16 protein-coding genes are annotated in these 17597 nt (G+C 43.3%); 12 read left to right on the top strand and 4 right to left on the bottom strand.

Features of this window, described 5'->3' with window-relative positions:
- Positions 1–2 precede the first annotated feature (2 nt).
- Positions 3–1409 carry a cryptochrome/photolyase family protein gene (locus KYJ26_RS02195; protein WP_219165715.1) on the bottom strand — a complete coding sequence of 469 codons (1407 nt, stop codon included), beginning with the start codon at positions 1407–1409 and terminating at the stop codon, positions 3–5.
- Positions 1410–1642: 233 nt separating this feature from the next.
- Here KYJ26_RS02195 and KYJ26_RS02190 point away from each other — a divergent pair, with 233 nt between their 5' ends.
- Positions 1643–2095 carry a helix-turn-helix transcriptional regulator gene (locus KYJ26_RS02190; RefSeq protein ID WP_219165714.1) on the top strand — a complete coding sequence of 151 codons (453 nt, stop codon included), beginning with the start codon at positions 1643–1645 and terminating at the stop codon, positions 2093–2095.
- 47 nt (positions 2096–2142) lie between these two features.
- Here KYJ26_RS02190 and KYJ26_RS02185 read toward each other — a convergent pair whose 3' ends face one another.
- Positions 2143–2667: a universal stress protein gene (locus tag KYJ26_RS02185; RefSeq protein WP_219165713.1), complete on the bottom strand. Its 525-nt coding sequence runs from the start codon at positions 2665–2667 to the stop codon at positions 2143–2145.
- A 348-nt stretch (positions 2668–3015) separates the two neighbouring features.
- Positions 3016–5073, bottom strand: a complete 2058-nt coding sequence (locus tag KYJ26_RS02180) for a sigma-54 interaction domain-containing protein (RefSeq protein ID WP_219165712.1) — start codon at positions 5071–5073, stop codon at positions 3016–3018.
- A 165-nt stretch (positions 5074–5238) separates the two neighbouring features.
- Here KYJ26_RS02180 and yfcC point away from each other — a divergent pair, with 165 nt between their 5' ends.
- From yfcC to KYJ26_RS02125, 11 genes are all read left to right on the top strand, one after another.
- Positions 5239–6741, top strand: a complete 1503-nt coding sequence (gene yfcC, locus KYJ26_RS02175) for a putative basic amino acid antiporter YfcC (protein ID WP_219165711.1) — start codon at positions 5239–5241, stop codon at positions 6739–6741.
- A 61-nt stretch (positions 6742–6802) separates the two neighbouring features.
- Positions 6803–7978, top strand: a complete 1176-nt coding sequence (gene iadA, locus KYJ26_RS02170) for a beta-aspartyl-peptidase (RefSeq protein ID WP_219165710.1) — start codon at positions 6803–6805, stop codon at positions 7976–7978.
- Positions 7979–8243: 265 nt separating this feature from the next.
- Positions 8244–9512: an MFS transporter gene (locus tag KYJ26_RS02165; RefSeq protein ID WP_219165709.1), complete on the top strand. Its 1269-nt coding sequence runs from the start codon at positions 8244–8246 to the stop codon at positions 9510–9512.
- Positions 9513–10045: 533 nt separating this feature from the next.
- On the top strand, positions 10046–10579 hold the full coding sequence (gene sigY / locus KYJ26_RS02160) for an RNA polymerase sigma factor SigY (protein ID WP_219165708.1): 534 nt from the start codon (positions 10046–10048) through the stop codon (positions 10577–10579).
- Positions 10563–10880, top strand: a complete 318-nt coding sequence (locus KYJ26_RS02155; protein ID WP_219165707.1) for a DUF5345 family protein — start codon at positions 10563–10565, stop codon at positions 10878–10880. The genes sigY and KYJ26_RS02155 overlap by 17 nt, the downstream gene beginning before the upstream one ends.
- On the top strand, positions 10877–11083 hold the full coding sequence (locus tag KYJ26_RS02150) for a sigmaY antisigma factor component (protein ID WP_219165706.1): 207 nt from the start codon (positions 10877–10879) through the stop codon (positions 11081–11083). The genes KYJ26_RS02155 and KYJ26_RS02150 overlap by 4 nt, the downstream gene beginning before the upstream one ends.
- On the top strand, positions 11080–11394 hold the full coding sequence (locus KYJ26_RS02145; RefSeq protein WP_219165705.1) for a YbjQ family protein: 315 nt from the start codon (positions 11080–11082) through the stop codon (positions 11392–11394). Before KYJ26_RS02150 ends, KYJ26_RS02145 begins: the two co-directional genes overlap by 4 nt.
- A gap of 555 nt (positions 11395–11949) precedes the next feature.
- The gene (locus tag KYJ26_RS02140) at positions 11950–13707 is read left to right on the top strand and encodes an ABC transporter ATP-binding protein (protein WP_219165704.1); all 1758 of its coding nucleotides are present in this window, start codon (positions 11950–11952) and stop codon (positions 13705–13707) included.
- Positions 13704–15722 carry an ABC transporter ATP-binding protein gene (locus KYJ26_RS02135; protein WP_219165703.1) on the top strand — a complete coding sequence of 673 codons (2019 nt, stop codon included), beginning with the start codon at positions 13704–13706 and terminating at the stop codon, positions 15720–15722. The genes KYJ26_RS02140 and KYJ26_RS02135 overlap by 4 nt, the downstream gene beginning before the upstream one ends.
- Positions 15723–15939: 217 nt before the next feature.
- Positions 15940–16320, top strand: a complete 381-nt coding sequence (locus tag KYJ26_RS02130) for a hypothetical protein (protein WP_257474850.1) — start codon at positions 15940–15942, stop codon at positions 16318–16320.
- Entirely contained in the window at positions 16317–16811 is a 495-nt protein-coding gene (locus tag KYJ26_RS02125; RefSeq protein ID WP_257474849.1) for an endolytic transglycosylase MltG, read from the top strand. Before KYJ26_RS02130 ends, KYJ26_RS02125 begins: the two co-directional genes overlap by 4 nt.
- Before the next feature lie 40 nt (positions 16812–16851).
- On the opposite strand, the gene KYJ26_RS02120 is transcribed toward KYJ26_RS02125, so the two are convergent.
- Positions 16852–17460, bottom strand: a complete 609-nt coding sequence (locus KYJ26_RS02120; RefSeq protein WP_219165702.1) for an NAD(P)-dependent oxidoreductase — start codon at positions 17458–17460, stop codon at positions 16852–16854.
- Positions 17461–17597: the final 137 nt, after the last annotated feature.

Below are 17597 nucleotides of genomic sequence, written 5' to 3'. Positions count from 1 at the left end.
ATTTATTTTATCTCTTCGTACCGCTCCAAAGCCCTTTCGCGCGCTGCTTTGTGATCGACGATCGGACAAGGATAATCCTTTCCCAGCGTGATATCGGACTGTTCCAATACATCAGCGGGTGTGTCCGATGGCTTGTGAATATATTTGTTGGGAAGGTTATTTAGTTCAGGCACCCACATTCGGATGTAGGTGCCGTCTTCATCAAATTTTTTACTCTGCAGTGTGGGATTGAAGATGCGGAAGTAAGGGGCTGAATCGAGCCCTGAACCCGCTACCCATTGCCATCCCATCGAATTATTTGCCAGGTCTGCATCGATAAGGGTATTGAGGAACCATTCCGCTCCTCTTTGCCATGGAATGAGCAAATGCTTTGTGAGGAAGGAAGAGACAATCATCCGAACCCGATTGTGCATGAATCCGGTTGCCCACAATTCCCTCATTCCGGCATCCACAATCGGATAGCCGGTTTGACCTTTTGTCCACTTCTCCCATTCATCTTCATTTGGTTGCCACTCAAACTTTCCGAATTTTTCATTGAGTGGCCGAGTGGTGGACTCGGGATGGTGAAGGAGTACTGTATATGAGAATTCTCTCCATATAAGTTGCTTGATAAAAGGTTCCACAGGTTTGTTTTTCATTTCAATCAATGTATGGAAAATCTTCCTGACAGATATCACCCCGAGGGCTAAATATGGAGACAGGGTGGAATGATGTCCTACACTGGGAAAATCTCTTCCTTCTGAATAGTCATGCAGGCTACTCTCCAGAAATGAGTTTAATCTTGTAAATGCTGCTTCTTCGCCCGGTTCCCATATGCTTTCCATGACGTGATACCAGGGGATGGATGGTAAAAGACCTAAATCCTCAAGGGACATCCCTTCCTTCTTGAATGTTGGAATCTCCAGGTGTTCAGGGGAAGGAAATGGCTCCGGGATGTGTTCTTTCCTGATTGACCTGTAGAAAGCCGAGTATACTTTATAAGGACTGTCGTCATCCTTTTTAATTTTCCACGGTGGTAAAAGAAGGGATCCTTCGTACGTTTTGACCTCTATACCTTGAGAGGACAATGAATGTGCCAATTTCAGGTCCCGTTCATATACTTTAGGCTCATACGCGCGATTCCAATATACTGCTTGGGCATTTGTTTTCTCCACCCATTTCGGAAGGATTTCTTCGATTTTTCCTGCATCAAGAAAGAGTCGGCCGCCAATTGAACGGATTGTGCTCTGAAAAGAATCGATATTGCGATGCAGCCACCATTTCTTTGCCTCGCCGCTGGTGGAATGGGAAGTTTCCTCATCCCAAATATAAAGAGGGATCACGTTGCCTTCCTGGCAAGCCGAATAGAGTGCGGGGTTATCATGGATCCTCAGATCTTCCCTAAACAAAACGATGATTGATTTATCCATTTTGATTCCTCCTCGTATGAGATGTGGCTTATGATCAAATGTCCATTAGGTTTAAATTGTGTTTGTTAATAGGACTGAAGCGTTTTTTACCCGTTCCAGCCTATCTAAAAGTATAATAAATCGATGGAATCGATACAAAAATCAATGGGTTTGACAATAAATATTCCAATAAGATTGAAAACAGTGGTGCTTTAGGTGTAATATTACACTATAAACAAATAAGGTGTGAAACCATGACAAAAGAAGAAATCATATTAATCATCTCTGAAAAGTTAAGGCTGATACGAACCGAAGCGGGCTATACCCAGGATAAGATGGCGACAGTCATAGGGCTATCGAAAAAGACCCTGGTGCAGATTGAGAAGGGAAGAGTCATGGCGAGCTGGACAGCTGCCGTAGCTATCTGTGCGTTGTTTAAAGATAGTGAAACCTTAACGGTTAGTTTGGGGGGGGAACCCCTTGAAGTCATTGAAATCATTGCCCGGGAAGGGATTGATTATCGAAAAGAAAAAACCCTTGGTGGAAAAATTTGGTGGAAAGATTTGAAAAAAACCGATGATTACATCCTGCAACAAAATCTTTTCAGTAAGCATTATCGCATACTGGACGCTGAGGATTATCGGATCTATAGCAGCTTCGATGAAGAAAGCAGCCATAAACGATTTGATGAATTAACAGGGGAATAAGCAAAATAGAGGGACGGACCTTTAAAGGTCCGTCCCTCTATTTTATCTTATTTTACAACCAGTACGCTTGATTCGCAGTCATGGGCGACTTTTTCGCTGACGCTTCCGAGTACCCATTTTTTTATGCCGGATTTTCCGCTGTTGCCAATGACAACCAGATCTGCCTGTATTTCTTTCGCATATTCGCATATGCGTTTCGCTTCAGAGCCTGACAGGTGAATATAATTAGCATCTACTCCATGGGGAGAAAGCTTCTCGCGGGCATTGACTAAAAAAGGATGGGTAGATGATGGTGTCTTGATTTCATGATGTTCTTCTTCTGTTTCTCGCACTTTGTTATCCGGAGAAACGGATAGATTCCCCATATATTGATGATCGAAGCCTGGTGACGTGTCGGCTATAGCGTGAGTCGGTGTGTAATTGTCACGCGGTTCGTTTGCTGTTTTCTCGTCTGAAATATGGAGTACCGTTAGTTTTGAGTCTATAGAACTTTTCATTAATTTTGTTACTTCATCTAATGCTTTTTTGCTGCCGTCTGTTTCATCATAAGCTAATAGAATATGTCTATACATGTCAATCACCTCTGTATTGGAATATAAGTTGTTTACCCGTTTGGAGAAAAGTTAATCTTTTTCAGTTATTTCTGAAAGAATTAACATAAAAGGGAAAAGGATTTCCCGGAATGAAAATAGAAAGAGCAGAGTGGGGGAAGATCCACTCTGCTCTTTCTATTTTCAATAATATAACTCAAATAATAGCATGAATAGTGTTTGACCTCTTAAAGCATGCTGATAATCCAGCCAATAACAACAATTGCACCAATGACCATTAAGATTGTACGTACCATGAAAAATCACCTCGACTTATTGTATCGTGAAGAATATTTACTAGTTATAACCGGTTAAAATTAAGATACCCCGTTATCTAATGGTTAAAACATTCTCTTTCTGATTGTTTAACCACTGTATTCCTGCCGGCGTAATTTCAGTTCCTGTCCTTCCTCTTTGGATAATGACGTATCCTAAATCTTTTAGTTCGTTCAATCTTGTTCTGATCTGTTGAACGGATAGAGGTGTCGGGCTATCTTCCAGGGATGAATGAATCTTCTCTCTGCTTGCCCTTGTCCCCTCATTGTAGAAGCTCAATAATACTGATAGGATACTGACATACTCCTCGGATTTTGACATGGTTATTTCCGGATGAATGTGGGCATTTCTAGTTTCCCCGTTGTCTTGGAAATTATCATCATTTCTCGGTAATTCATTTATCGTTAATCGGTTGTGTTCCGCGACAGTCATCATATAAAGGAGCGTATTTTTAAGTTCCCTGACATTTCCACTCCACCGGGCGTTCTGCATGGCTTCCAATACGGCACTGTCGATTGTTGTGATCTTGCTTTGTTCCGTGCGGAGAAAATTTTCGATGAGGATGGGAATATCCCCGCTTCTTTCCCTCAGGCTTGGCAGCTGCAGTGATAAGACTTTCAAGCGGTGGTATAGATCTTCCCGGAATGTTCCTTCTGTAATTAGGGATTGAAGGTCTTTGTTGGTGGCTGCGATGATCCTTACATCTACCGGGATATTCTTGTTTCCTCCAATTCTCCTGATTTCCATTTCCTGAAGGACCCTCAACAACCTGGCCTGCAACTTTAAACTGATATCCCCAATTTCATCGAGGAACAGAGTGCCGCCGTCGGCTTGTTCGAACAAGCCCTTTTTTCCCCCTTTTTTAGCTCCGGTAAAGGCACCATCCTCATAACCGAATAGTTCACTTTCTAACAAATCTTCCGGTAATGCACTGCAGTTCACGGCAAGGTAAGGGCTGTTCTTGCGGGAGGAACTATTATGTATGGCACCAGAGAACAATTCTTTCCCTGTTCCAGTTTCACCATAGATCAAAACGGGAAGTTCACTTTGGGCAAGTTTCCCCGCAATCAATTTCGTCTCATTGATGAGTCTGCTATTTCCTAATATACTATCAAACGTATATTTGGCGATGTATCCCCTCTTTTGAAGTTCGCGTTTACGTACTTTCTCCATTTCTATGGTTTCTTCCATATCTTTGAATGTCGCCACAATGACACCTTCAGCCTCCAAGCGGAAGCGATAGACCATCACATTCTGTTGTCTGAGTGTGAAATATTCTTGATCCTCATCCTGGCGGGAAGTCAGGAAGTGATTCAACTCGATATTCTTAAAGACCCTGTTCAACTTTTTCCCGATTGCATGGGTGGCCGTTATTCCCACCATCCTCTCGAGGACTTCATTGAAAACAGTGATTTCACCATCTTCCTGAAAGGCCAGGATTCCGTCGTTGACTCCATCAACCACTTTGTTCAGGAATTTATTCAAGGTTTTCGCCCGTCTATTGATGGCTCCGAGTTTTTGACTGAGTTCAATGATCTTTCGGGTGTATCGGTCAGTAATATCGAAGGTCAATCGTTCCGATAACTGAAAGTGATAGATAATTTTCATGATGGTATTCAAATCAATCAATCTTACGCCGATATCTATTTTTTCGGGTATGGTAGGGGGGATGCTCAACATCTCTCCAGGTGAAATGGCAATGTCGATGTGTCTGGGATATACTCCTGAAGGGGAGTAAGGAATATAGTCAACATGATCAATCCCAAGTCGTTTTAACGTGGCGACGGCTTCTTGGGCAGTCTCGATGAAGTCATTCACATAAAGGATCTTCTTTCCCGGAGGCAATTCAAATATACGATCTATGTATTCGTAGTTCACCGTGCGTCGGGCTTTCATAATGGTACAGGAATCGAAATCGATATATTCCTGTACTTCAGGCTCGATCAGCGCTGAAGAATATACAATCAGCTTATTTGTGAAAAAAGTGGGAATCCCCTCATCACAGGCATAACTGGTAATATGGATCAGTTCACCAAAAACGGACTGTAACTGCTCCTTCAGGGCTCTCTCTGTTTCCTTTGTGCCGGCTAATAGAATTAATTCACGTTTCATTTGAATCCTCCTTATGGTTAATAAAAGGTTTTTGGTTAACTATATTCTAACCTATTTCAACCATTAGCGGAATTAAAGTTTGTATTTTCAGATAATAGAGGGTTGGCACGGAACTTGCATGTAAGAAAATGAAGGATATTAATCTATCAAACGGGGGGATAAGAAATGGAGAGAGAACAAAAAGCTTGGAAGGTGCCGCATACTTTTATCATTGTGTTTTTCGTCGTACTTGCTGCTGCCATTTTAACGTATGTCATACCTAAGGGGCAATTTGCAACAGAAGAGATCACGTATATGCAGGATGGGGAAGAACAAACAAAAACAGTCTTGAATCCGGATTCGTTTAGTTATTTAAAAGATGAGGATGGAAATCTGATCAGGGAAGGAACAAGCCTATTTGAACCTGGTGGAGGGATAGGTTTCCTGAATTATGTATTTGAAGGCCTTGTATCAGGGGATAAATGGGGATCAGCCGTTGGGGTGGTGGCCTTTATCCTCATTATCGGGGGAGCCTTTGGAATCATCATGAAAACAAGAGCGATCGAAGAAGGGATCCTCAAAGTAATCGATCGGACCAAGGGGAAGGAGTCCCTCATCATTCCGATCATGTTCTTCTTATTTTCATTGGGTGGAGCTGTTTTTGGTATGGGGGAAGAGGCCATCGCCTTTGCCATGATCCTCGTTCCAATTATGATTGCCATAGGATATGATGCTATTACGGGTATCATGATCACGTATGTTGCAACTCAGATCGGATTTGCCACATCGTGGATGAATCCATTCGGGGTAGCGATCGCTCAAGGGGTTTCCGGTGTTCCGGTTCTATCAGGAGCCGGCTTCCGGATTGTAATGTGGATAGTCTTCACTCTTGTCGGAATCGTTTATACTTGGAGATATGCCAATACGATCAAGAAGGATCCTAAACGAAGCCTTTCCTACACAACGGATGAGTACTTCCGGAAAGAAGGTAAAGTGGAACATTTAAATGCGAAATTTACATGGGGACACTCACTTGTCATCCTTACAGTAGTAGTGGGGATTGCCTGGATCATTTGGGGAGTAGTGGAGCACGCATACTACATTCCTGAAATTGCAAGCCAATTCTTCACAATAGGCTTAGTTGCAGGGATTATCGGGGTTCTGTTTAAATTAAATGGAATGAGTTGGGATGATGTAGCGAACGGCTTCATCGACGGTGCGAAAGATCTTCTGCCTGCAGCATTGGTGGTGGGGATGGCAAAGGGGATCGTCATCATCCTTGGTGGAGACGCGCCGGACGCCCCATCTGTATTGAACACGGTATTATATGGTGCAGGGCAAGTAGTAGGTGATTTCCCGGAAGCCATCTCTGCATGGTGTATGTATTTATTCCAATCTATCTTCAACTTCTTCGTGGTTTCCGGTTCTGGTCAAGCAGCACTCACGATGCCATTGATGGCCCCGCTTTCCGATATTGCGGGCGTCACCCGCCAAGTATCGGTACTGGCTTTCCAATTGGGGGATGGATTAACGAATATCCTGGTTCCAACATCCGCCGCCCTTATGGGTACATTGGGAGCAGCACGGGTCGACTGGGGAGTGTGGGCTAAATTCATCTTTAAATTCATGCTTATTCTATTCGTCCTATCATCCATCTTTGTGATTACGGCAACGCTCATTGGATTTTAATTAGCCATACTTCGGGCCAGGCTCGATTATGAAGACATAGTGAAAGGAGCGAACAAACATCATGCTAACACTTATACAAAACGGGGAAGTTTATGCTCCAGCATATCTAGGAAAAAAGGATATCCTTCTGGTAGGTGATAAAATAGGGTTCATTGAAGATAAGATTGAGCTTCCGGGTCCATTTGTGGATATTAAAGTGGTGGATGCAACTGGGAAATATGTTGTACCCGGATTCATCGACTCGCATGTTCATATTATGGGCGGTGGGGGAGAAGGAAGCTTCCGTACAAGAACTCCTGAAATCCAATTGACTCAGGCCACTCTATCGGGAATCACCACTCTTGTCGGTGTCATCGGCACCGACGGGACGACGAGGACGATGGCAAGCCTCATAGCCAAAGCGAAGGGGCTTGAAGAAGAAGGGATTACCTGTTATGTGCAAACTGGTTCATACCAGGTACCTTTGAAAACACTTACCGGAAAGATTGAAGATGATATCATCTTAGTGGATAGAATCATTGGTGTGGGTGAGGTGGCGATTGCCGATCACCGCTCATCCCAGCCGACGGTAAACGAGTTAGCGAAAATTGCTTCAGCGGCAAGGATCGGTGGGATGTTGTCGGGGAAAGCCGGAATTGTCAATGTCCATGTCGGGGATAGTTATGATCACCTGAACCTGTTGGAAGAGATTGTCGAGACAACGGATATTCCAATCAAGCAGTTCTATCCGACTCATATCAACCGGAATGCACATCTCTTTGAAGCGGGGATTCAATATGCCCTTAAAGGTGGATATGTAGACTTTACAACGAGTACCATCCCTCAATTTCTGGAAGACGGTGAAGTCAAATGCAGTATGGCGCTTAAACGCATGCTTGATGCGGGCGTACCGGTGGAACAAATCACCTACACTTCCGATGGACAAGCAAGTCTGCCGAACTTTGATGCTGATGGAGAATTGATCGGACTGCAGATCGGTCAGGTTGCAAGCCTCTATGATGAAGTGAAGGATGCCGTTCTGAAGGAAGGAATCCCATTGGAAACAGCGATCAGGGTCATTACCTCGAATCCTGCTAAAATCCTGAAACTAAAACAAAAAGGTCATGTGGAAGTGGAGAGGGATGCTGATCTCATACTATTGGAAGAAGATACCCTTAAAGTGAATACGGTATTCGCCAGGGGGAAAATGATGGTGGAGAATGGGGAAGCTCTTGTGAAAGGGACATTTGAACTGTGATTGAAAAGAAGGAAAGCCCGGGGCCTTGCGCTTCCGGCTTTTTTTTTGAATATAAATGAACTATTAGAGCGGCACATGTGAAATCTTTAATTTATCAGGGAAATCCCGAATATGTCACCGAAACGAAAAACCATTCCCATTTCCGCAGATGCGCCTAATCCTTATCCGACCCGAGGCGGAGGAAAAAACCACCAATTGACCCTCCTCCCCATAAGCAAATCTCTATATGATAAAGATAGTTACTTATTGATGGGGGACGGATGTTATGAAAAAAATGATTGAAATTTTTAAGAATCCGATATTTTTAAAATTATTTTTTGCTAATTTCACTTCGCATATGGGAAGTGTTATTGGCTTGACAGCGTTTATGTTTTACCTGCTGGATCGCTTTTCAGAGCAGCCTATGTATGCGTCGGTTACGGAGATGATGTATTCGCTTCCGACTCTTGTCGTGTTTTTCCTTGTTGGTGTGTTGGCTGACAGAATGGATCGCCAAAAAATTGCCTATCACTGTGATACGATCAGTGCTTTTCTCACACTATTATTATTCGTTGCCATCTTCATAGGCTGGCTTCCTCTTATCTTTACAGTTCTCTTCCTGAGAAGTGGTGTACAGAAATTTTTCTTCCCGGCAGAACAGGGAATCCTTCAAGGGGTCCTCTCAAAGGATGATTATTCTACTGCTGCCGGACTTAATCAAATGGTGATGAGTCTGTTTATGCTGCTCGGAAATGCCGTTGCCATCTTTGTTTATTGGACGACAGGGATTTACGGAGCCATCGCGGTTGATTTCGTTACCTTTGTGATCTCTGCCATCTTGATTAAGAAATGTGTCATTCCGGAAGAAGTCAGGCTCCCAAATGGGAAGCATTCCTGGAAAGATTTGAACATTCAATCTGTCAGTAAAGACTTTACGGAAGGGATGAAATATATTCTTAATCATAAGCTGCTCCTATCATTGATTGGAGGCTTTGTCGTTTTTGGAATTGTGAACGGTGGATTTGCAGTTATTCCCATCTTTATATTGAAATATAAATTGGCTCCAGGCTCCTACGAAGAATATTCGATTCTATTAGGAATCGCCTTCGGTGCAGGAGTGCTGATCGGAAGTATCTTCTCATCCATGCTTACACAGAAATTCAAGTTTCATGTATTGATCGTGACAGGTCTCGTGATATCGGGTACCTTTATCATCGCAGCATCGTTTGCCCCGACCACCTGGCTTTTCCTGATGATCATTTTTATTGCGGCACTGGGATTGCCACTTGTGAACATTGCAATTGGGGGATGGATGCCGAGTATCATTGACCCCAAGATGATGGGGAGGGTGCAGGGGTGGATCAATCCCCTTATGATGTTGTCACAATCAATCACCCTTGGAGTCATCGCCATGACATTCCCTTCTGTGATCACGGTTGAAATGCTCTACTGGCTCGTTGGAGGCTGTTTACTCATCGTAGCCATATTCTACACCATCATCCTGCCTAAATACGTTAAGGAAGAAGAACCACATTCTGCCGTTTTAAATAGTTAAAGAAACATCCCTGCTGAATTGGGCAAGATGATTCAGTAGGGGTTTTTTATTTGCTCTTTTTGAAAATTTTGCTGTCTTTGAAGAAGTGAGTAGGTGTGATTGTAGCGAGATTCAACTGCTATGATTATTTTAGGTATAGTGGCAATTATTAATTTACATTCCATGATTGAAAGATTAATCTCGACTGTTATCAACCAATATTTAGCTCTGTCACGGCAAACTTTTATAGAGGGTGAGGGGAACTGCGGAGACTCCTGCGGAAAACGGGCGAGACGAGACCCCGGAAGCGCATTTTGCTGAGGAGGCTCGTCCGGACGTCCGCGGAAAGCGGAGCAGTTCGCCTCACCCTCTAGGACACACTCGGTTGACAGAGCGTTGCAGTCGTAATCTATGCACTATGAAATTATTCTGCTTACCATTTCAGGTATGAATGAAAAAATAATAAAAAAATATAATTATTTTATGAACGATTTTTCCTCAAGTACGTCTTATCAATGTACTCACCTGCCGGGGGATAGAAAGGACAGTAAATAATGGAAGAGAAGAAATGGATTAAGCAAGCGAAAAAAGGGAATCATGAAGCTTTTGCTCTTCTATTTAAAGAACATTATCCCTTTCTAGTGAAATACTTGATCAAAGTAACCATGAACCGTGATCTGGCAGAGGAGATTGCTCAGGACACGATGGCTAAATGTGTGGAGAAAATCCATCAATACAACGGGAAATCAAAGTTTTCCTCCTGGTTGATTACGATCGCCACTAATCGGTATATCGATCTTCAGCGCAAAAGTAATAGAGAAAAGGATTGGCAAAGGGAAGAAATGAAAATAAGGAAGCTGAAGTGGGAAATGGAATCCAGAAATGAAGAGTGGAATGATGTATTATCTGCGCTTGGACGACTTTCAGAAGAGGTGAGGCTTCCTATCATTTTAAAACATTATTACGGATACTCATATGATGAAATCGGCCAAATGACGGACCTGCCGCCTGGAACCGTAAAATCCAGGGTTCATCACGGGATTACCAAGATGAGAAAGGAGTTGAAAATAGATGAAAAACAGACATGAACATGATGAACTAAAGGAATTGATAGATGAGGGTTTTCGTTCCATTGATCGTGGAGTAGACGAAAGTACCCCCTCTCTTCAATGGTTTGAGCAATTGGTCGAGGTTCAGCAGGAACAGCTAAAAGCAAGGTTTAAACGAGATATGATACTCTTTCTTTTTCTCGCTTGCTGCCTGCTGACTGTATTCTCCCTTACCTTATTTCAGATGCCGCTTCTATTTCTTCTCCTTCAGGGTCTCATATTCGCAGGAGCGTTGGTGTTCATTGGTGTGACTTATACAAAAAAGGTGAAAAGGATATGACAAGAGAAGAGCTTTATATCCTGCCCATCGTCATTCCCATTCTGTTGGCCCAAAGCATTTATTTATTCATCGATGCACGCAAGAATGGACCTCACCATTGGTTCTGGGGAATTTGGGGGCTGATTCAGTGCCCGATGCCCATCATTTTTTATTTCATATTCGCTAAGAAAGTTTTTAGTAGAAAAGGGGAGAGGAAATCATGATCATCGTAACGACGGATTATGTACCAGGTAAGGAAATCAAGGAGCTAAAGGGATTCGTCAGGGGAAGCACCGTGCAGGCAAAGCATATCGGAAAGGACATCATTGCAGGCTTAAAGACCATCATCGGCGGCGAAATCAGTGAATACAGCGAATTGATGGAGGAAGCAAGAAAGCAGGCAATTGACCGAATGAAAGTGGAAGCCTCTCAATTAGGAGCGAACGCAGTGGTGGCCGTGCGACTCGAGACGTCCTCCGTCATGCAGAACGCTTCTGAAATCATTGCCTATGGAACGGCAGTCACTGTGGAATGATGAAGGATAAATGTTGAAAAGTGGTTCAGGAATACGGTAGGAAAGCATATAGTGTATAGAAAATTATCAATAAAAATAATATTGACACAATTCAGTTCCTATAGTATGGTTATTAATGGAATAAACAACGAAACGAATGGAGGGTTTGTGATGATGAATGTGTATAGATCTCAAGGAGCGCAAGCGGCTTTTCAAATCAATTTCATATCATCACATGACCGTTAACTCCTAAACGATTTTATCTGAATCCATGAGCGCAGGTTATGTATATAATCTGTGCTTTTTTATGTCCAATATTGAAGACGGACGTCTATAAGGCACGACAGATTCGCATACCCCCTATAAGGGGAATGTTGATTCTGACCGCCATTTGACGTCCGTCTTTTTTATGTTTTTCTACTGTACGGTGGACCCAAGGGAATCCTTGATCACATATAATATCCATTTTTAAGGGGAGGAAAAGATGATGGTAATGGTTCAATTGAAGAAAATGATGTCTGCTGTGGAGACAGAAGGCGGATAGTAAAGAAAACAATATGGGGGAGGTAGGCTGAAATGTTTAGTATTTTTAAGAAATTATCATGGTTTTTTATTGAAAATTGGAAGAGGTATACAGTGGCGATCGTCCTATTGACGATTGTCGGAATCCTGGATGTTATGCCTCCAAAGCTTGTGGGCAATGCCATCGATGACATACACCTCGGTGACATGACTTGGAGTGTGGTGGGCAAGTATCTCTGGATGATAGCAGGCATCGCCCTGATATCTTACGGAATGACCTATGTATGGATGTATCAACTATTTGGTGGCGCCTTCCTTGTAGAGAGGAAACTTCGCAGCAAGTTCATGGGACATCTGTTGAAAATGACGCCTACATTCTTCGAGAAGAATCGTACAGGGGATTTAATGGCGAGGGCAACCAATGATTTGAAGGCCATCTCCGTTACGGCGGGCTTCGGGGTTCTGACCTTGATCGATTCAAGCGTGTTTATGTTAACGATCCTGTTTACTATGGGGTTCCTGATTAGTTGGAAACTTACGATAGCAGCCATTATACCTTTGCCGATCATGGCGTTGTTAATGAAGGTATATGGGGCCAGGATTCATAAACGGTTCACAGATGCCCAGGATTCATTCGGGGACTTGAATGACAAAGTTCTCGAGTCGATTGCAGGTGTGCGGGTGATCCGGGCGTATGTACAGGAAAGGGCTGATGAGAAGCGGTTCTCCGATATGACGGAAGACGTGTTCAACAAAAATATAGCGGTGGCAAGGATCGATTCTCTTTTCGAACCGACCATCAAAGTCCTGGTAGGATTGAGTTATTTAATCGGCCTTGGCTACGGCGCTTATCTTGTCTTCCATCAGACGATCACCCTGGGTGAGCTGGTCTCGTTCAATGTGTATCTCGGGATGCTGATCTGGCCGATGTTTGCGATCGGAGAATTGATCAATGTCATGCAACGGGGGAATGCCTCGCTTGACCGGGTTCAGGAGACACTTGATTATGTGCAGGATGTACGGGATTCAGAAGACCCAAAATGGATGGACTCGCCTGAACAGATCGGATTTAAGGAAGTGGACTTTAAGTACCCTTCTTCACAGGTTCTGAATCTGACCGATATCAATGTGAATATCGCCAAGGGTGGTACCCTTGGAATAGTCGGAAAGACCGGAAGCGGGAAAACGACGTTCATTAAGCAGCTTCTGAGAGAATATCCGGCGGGGAAAGGAACCCTCTCCATCGGGGGGGTTCCAATCAGTGAGTTGAGTATTCAACAGGTACGGGATTGGATAGGTTATGTCCCGCAGGATCATGTTCTTTTTTCCAGGACCGTAAGAGAGAATATTCTGTTCGGACGACATGATGCTAAAGAGAGTGATCTCGAAAGAGCCATTGAGCTGGCTGACTTCAAGAAAGACCTTGAAATGCTCCCTGATGGATTAAAGACACTAGTAGGAGAAAAAGGGGTAGCTCTTTCAGGTGGCCAGAAACAGCGGATATCCATTGCAAGGGCACTCATCAAGAACCCGGAAATCCTGATTCTGGATGACTCGTTATCAGCTGTCGATGCAAAGACAGAAGCCAAGATCATAGACAATATTCGAACAGAACGTGAAGGAAAAACAACGATCATTACCACTCACCGTCTATCGGCTGTACAGCATGCGGATTGGATCATCGTATTCGAAGATGGGAAAGTAGTAGAAGAAGGAGTTCATGAACGACTCCTTGAAAATGGCGGCTGGTATAAAGAACAATTCGACCGTCAACAAGTTGAAGATTCCTCACTGGAGGAGGTGGGCGCATGAAAGTCGGAAGAAAACTAACCGAATATGCCCTTATGTATAAAAAAATCATTATCGCTGCCCTTTTGATGCTCACTGTATCAGTTGCCGCAGAGCTTGCAGGACCATTCATTGCAAAAAAATTGATCGACAACCATATTCTCGGCATTGAATCCACCTGGTATGAGACTGTAGAGGGGAAAGATGCTGTACCTTATAACGGGAAATGGTATAAACGTGAACAATATTTCATGGAAGGAGAGACGAAAGGAGAAGACGTCCGCATCCTTCAGGTAGGCAGATCGTTCTATTTCGTTCCGGCCACCGTATCCTTTGATGGTGAACGTACGGTTAAATCAGATAAGATGACGGTTGCGAAAGGTGAAAAGACTGCCACCTACCCTGCCGAGAAGCTGACTGGAGATGAGCTATTAAAATTTTTCAATCCTGAAATCCCAAAGATCATTAAATTGATCGCCTTTTATTTTGGGTTGCTTGTCGTCTCTTCCTTTTTCCAATATGGTCAGCGCTTCTATTTACAGAAGGCGGCTAACCGTGTCATTCAAAAAATGCGAAATGATGTATTTCAACACATCCAGAAGCTGCCGATCCGCTATTTTGATAATCTTCCGGCGGGGAAGGTCGTCGCCAGGATCACGAATGACACTGAGGCAATCAGGGAATTGTATGTGACAGTGCTGTCGACCTTCTTTTCCAGTACGATTTACATTATCGGGATATACATTGCTTTATTTATCCTTGATGTGAAATTGGCTGCACTCTGCTTGATCCTCATTCCGATACTGGTACTGTGGACGTATCTATATCGCATTTATGCGTCTAAATACAATCACATCATCAGATCGAAAGTGAGTGATATCAATGCCATGATCAATGAATCCATACAGGGTATGAACATCATTCAGGCATTCAGCAGGGAAAAGAAAACAAACGAAGAATTTGAAGACTTGAATGAAACACACTTCAAATATCAAAATAAATTACTAAGCTTAAATTCAATGACCTCTCATAATCTGGTGGGGGTTTTAAGGAATATTACCTTCGTGGCATTTATATGGTATTTCGGAGGCGCATCTATCGGAGTGGGGTCTGTGGTCACGCTCGGCGTACTATATGCCTTTGTCGATTACATCAACCGATTGTTCCAGCCTGTGACGGGTATAGTGAATCAGCTTGCAAACCTCGAACAGGCACTGGTGGCTGGAGAACGGGTTTTCAAACTGTTGGAAGAGACTGGAACTCCAGTGGAAGATGAGAAAATGAGCAGGTACGAAGGAAATGTAAGCTTCCAGCATGTTTTCTTTGGATATAAGGAAAATGAATATGTGCTGAAAGATATTTCGTTTACAGCAAACAGAGGGGAAACCGTTGCCTTGGTGGGACACACTGGTTCAGGGAAAAGCTCGATCATGAATCTTTTATTCCGCTTCTATGATAGCAATGAAGGGAAAATACTGATCGATGGAAATGACATCGTCGACATTCCCTATCAGACGATTCGTGAGCATATGGGAATCGTCCTTCAGGATCCTTACTTGTTCACGGGGACGATCGCCTCGAACGTCAGTTTAGACGATCCCAGGATTTCAAGGGAGCAGGTGGAGGCGGCACTCAATGCCGTAGGAGCTGAAAAAGTCTTCAAGAATCTGGAGAACGGGTATGATGAGCCGGTGATCGAGAAAGGCAGTACGCTATCATCCGGTCAACGTCAGCTGATATCTTTCGCCAGGGCACTTGCGTTTAATCCGGCTATCCTGATCCTGGATGAAGCCACTTCGAGCATCGATACAGAGACCGAAGCGATCATTCAGGAAGCGATGGAGGTTTTGAAGAAAGGCAGAACGACCTTCATCATTGCTCACAGACTCTCTACGATTAAAGAGGCCGATCAAATCCTTGTATTGGATCGTGGTGAAATTGTGGAGCGAGGCAATCATGACGAATTGATGAAGCGGATGGGACGCTATTATCAAATGTACCAGCTCCAGCAGGGGTCGAAAGGGGATCTGGCTGGATAATAGAGGGAAGGCATCTGACGATGGGAGTCGGATGCTTTTCTTTTTTGGTTTGAAATAGATCCTTAAACGAACCAAATGGACTCTGTCATTCCACCATAAATACAATTTCCTGTTAAGAAAACAGGACTTTCGTGGTATTTTGTCGTTTTAAATCGAAATTTCGCCGTTATCAATGTATAATTTAATTGATAAAAAAGTTTCATAAAGGGAGGATCCTATGATGGGATGGGCAATCGCCATTTTATTTGGGTCAGCAGTTGTGCTGCTCATTTTATCGTTTATTAAAACGACACAAACAAACTCAAAGCTTGAGCAACAGATAGAGCATGTATCAATCAATGTTTTGAATGAGGTGCATGAACTGGAAATGCAATTAAGAAATATTCAACTGGATGCAGAAATCACTGCTCAGCAGGCAGGGGCTGTACCTGCTGAATCAGAAGAACGTGAGATGCTTCGTGAAATGCTTGATTTGTATAAGAGAGGCTACTCCATTGAAAGTATAGCAGGTAAAACAAAGCTTAAGCCCATAGAAGTTGAGCAAATGCTCTTGCCTTTCACGGTTCAAAAAGGTGAAAGGGGCTTAGTGGCACAATGACAGTGACATCGAATACATTGCGAAGTTTTGCTGCAGGGATCTTAATATCAACCTCTTTGATCGGGGCTGTTTATCTGTTCGGTCCATCAGAAGCAAAAAGTACAGGCAAAGTTGAATCTGCCAAAGTAGAAAAGCTGTCAGAGGACGACATGGTAAAGAATTTGACTTCAAAGGGCTATGTCATACATACAGAAGATCAGTGGAAGAAGCAGCTTCAAGCCATGAACGAAAAGAAGGAAGACAAGACAGCAGAGAAGAAAGAAGATAACACCGACGGTAAGGTGATATACAAAACGATGCTAACGGTTTCTACAGGTATGACAAGCATCGATGTCGGAAATGCCCTGGAGAAGGCGAACATCATTAAGAGCGGTTTGGATTTTTACAAAGAAGTCGAAAACCGGGGTGTTGAAAACGACTTGCGCCCAGGTACATTCGAAGTCGAAAGTGGGATGACCACGGACGAGATCATTTCTACCATATTCAAATAACGGAGAAACGGGACTGATTTTCAGTCCCGTTTTTTAGTGTTCAATATGAGATACCGACCCGGCTCCTAATATAGGAGTCGTCCTCAAGTTGTTTAAAGATGAAATCTCCTGTGTCGAACATGGAAATGCTTTTGCCGCCTTCAGGCAGAACGTCCTTTTCCGTCCTGTAATTCCCCAGTCTCACACCATCTGGTAAATAGGTGGGACAAACGACCGTCCAATCCATCTCTGATGCCTGCAGCATTAAAAAGGCTCTCAGGTGGTCCTCTGCAGCAACTGTGCTCCTCCTTTTTGATTCACTTGATTGAAAGCGGTAAAGGGTTGAATCGTATCGAGACTGGAGGATACCTGCTGTACCACAAGTAATGATCCGTTTTAAGCCATGATGCCTCATGGCTTTTAATAGAATCGGCATACTTCTTGAAAGCGTATCATTTTTATCTGTATTCAGGCAGCTGATCACAGCATCCGTTCCTTCTACGGTCCTCATCACGTCTTCTTCGTTCAGTACATCCCCTATCATTTGTATTCCTTTCACGTGTTCCAAACTGTTCTTCCGGACTAAACGATTTATATCATGCTTAGCCAATGCTTGTTGAAGGACTACGGAACCAACCCGGCCCGTACTCCCGAATAACGCAATTTTCATCATCATGACCTCCCGTTTCCTTCTAAAAGATAGTGTATCTTATATTGAGGGATTTTACATGATAATGGATTCAGAGTTACATACTAGATAACGAGATGAAAAAATCTCGAAATGAAACTTTTATATTGACTTATTTC

The organism is Rossellomorea orangium, assembly GCF_019334305.1.
Classification (GTDB): Bacteria; Bacillota; Bacilli; order Bacillales; family Bacillaceae_B; genus Rossellomorea.
The sequence above is the reverse complement of the archived record's forward strand: the minus strand, read 5'-3'. Positions and strand labels throughout refer to the sequence as shown.

Bases quoted from the DNA above. Each gene is read 5' to 3' on its own strand.
- KYJ26_RS02180 (WP_219165712.1), bottom strand. From the start codon at position 5,073: ATGAAACGTGAATTAATTCTATTAGCCGGCACAAAGGAAACAGAGAGA.
- KYJ26_RS02135 (WP_219165703.1), top strand. From the start codon at position 13,704: ATGAAAGTCGGAAGAAAACTAACCGAATATGCCCTTATGTATAAAAAA.
- KYJ26_RS02150 (WP_219165706.1), top strand. From the start codon at position 10,877: ATGACAAGAGAAGAGCTTTATATCCTGCCCATCGTCATTCCCATTCTG.
- KYJ26_RS02125 (WP_257474849.1), top strand. From the start codon at position 16,317: ATGACAGTGACATCGAATACATTGCGAAGTTTTGCTGCAGGGATCTTA.
- KYJ26_RS02195 (WP_219165715.1), bottom strand. From the start codon at position 1,409: ATGGATAAATCAATCATCGTTTTGTTTAGGGAAGATCTGAGGATCCAT.
- KYJ26_RS02185 (WP_219165713.1), bottom strand. From the start codon at position 2,667: ATGTATAGACATATTCTATTAGCTTATGATGAAACAGACGGCAGCAAA.
- iadA (WP_219165710.1), top strand. From the start codon at position 6,803: ATGCTAACACTTATACAAAACGGGGAAGTTTATGCTCCAGCATATCTA.
- sigY (WP_219165708.1), top strand. From the start codon at position 10,046: ATGGAAGAGAAGAAATGGATTAAGCAAGCGAAAAAAGGGAATCATGAA.
- yfcC (WP_219165711.1), top strand. From the start codon at position 5,239: ATGGAGAGAGAACAAAAAGCTTGGAAGGTGCCGCATACTTTTATCATT.
- KYJ26_RS02155 (WP_219165707.1), top strand. From the start codon at position 10,563: ATGAAAAACAGACATGAACATGATGAACTAAAGGAATTGATAGATGAG.
- KYJ26_RS02145 (WP_219165705.1), top strand. From the start codon at position 11,080: ATGATCATCGTAACGACGGATTATGTACCAGGTAAGGAAATCAAGGAG.
- KYJ26_RS02120 (WP_219165702.1), bottom strand. From the start codon at position 17,460: ATGAAAATTGCGTTATTCGGGAGTACGGGCCGGGTTGGTTCCGTAGTC.
- KYJ26_RS02190 (WP_219165714.1), top strand. From the start codon at position 1,643: ATGACAAAAGAAGAAATCATATTAATCATCTCTGAAAAGTTAAGGCTG.
- KYJ26_RS02165 (WP_219165709.1), top strand. From the start codon at position 8,244: ATGAAAAAAATGATTGAAATTTTTAAGAATCCGATATTTTTAAAATTA.
- KYJ26_RS02140 (WP_219165704.1), top strand. From the start codon at position 11,950: ATGTTTAGTATTTTTAAGAAATTATCATGGTTTTTTATTGAAAATTGG.
- KYJ26_RS02130 (WP_257474850.1), top strand. From the start codon at position 15,940: ATGATGGGATGGGCAATCGCCATTTTATTTGGGTCAGCAGTTGTGCTG.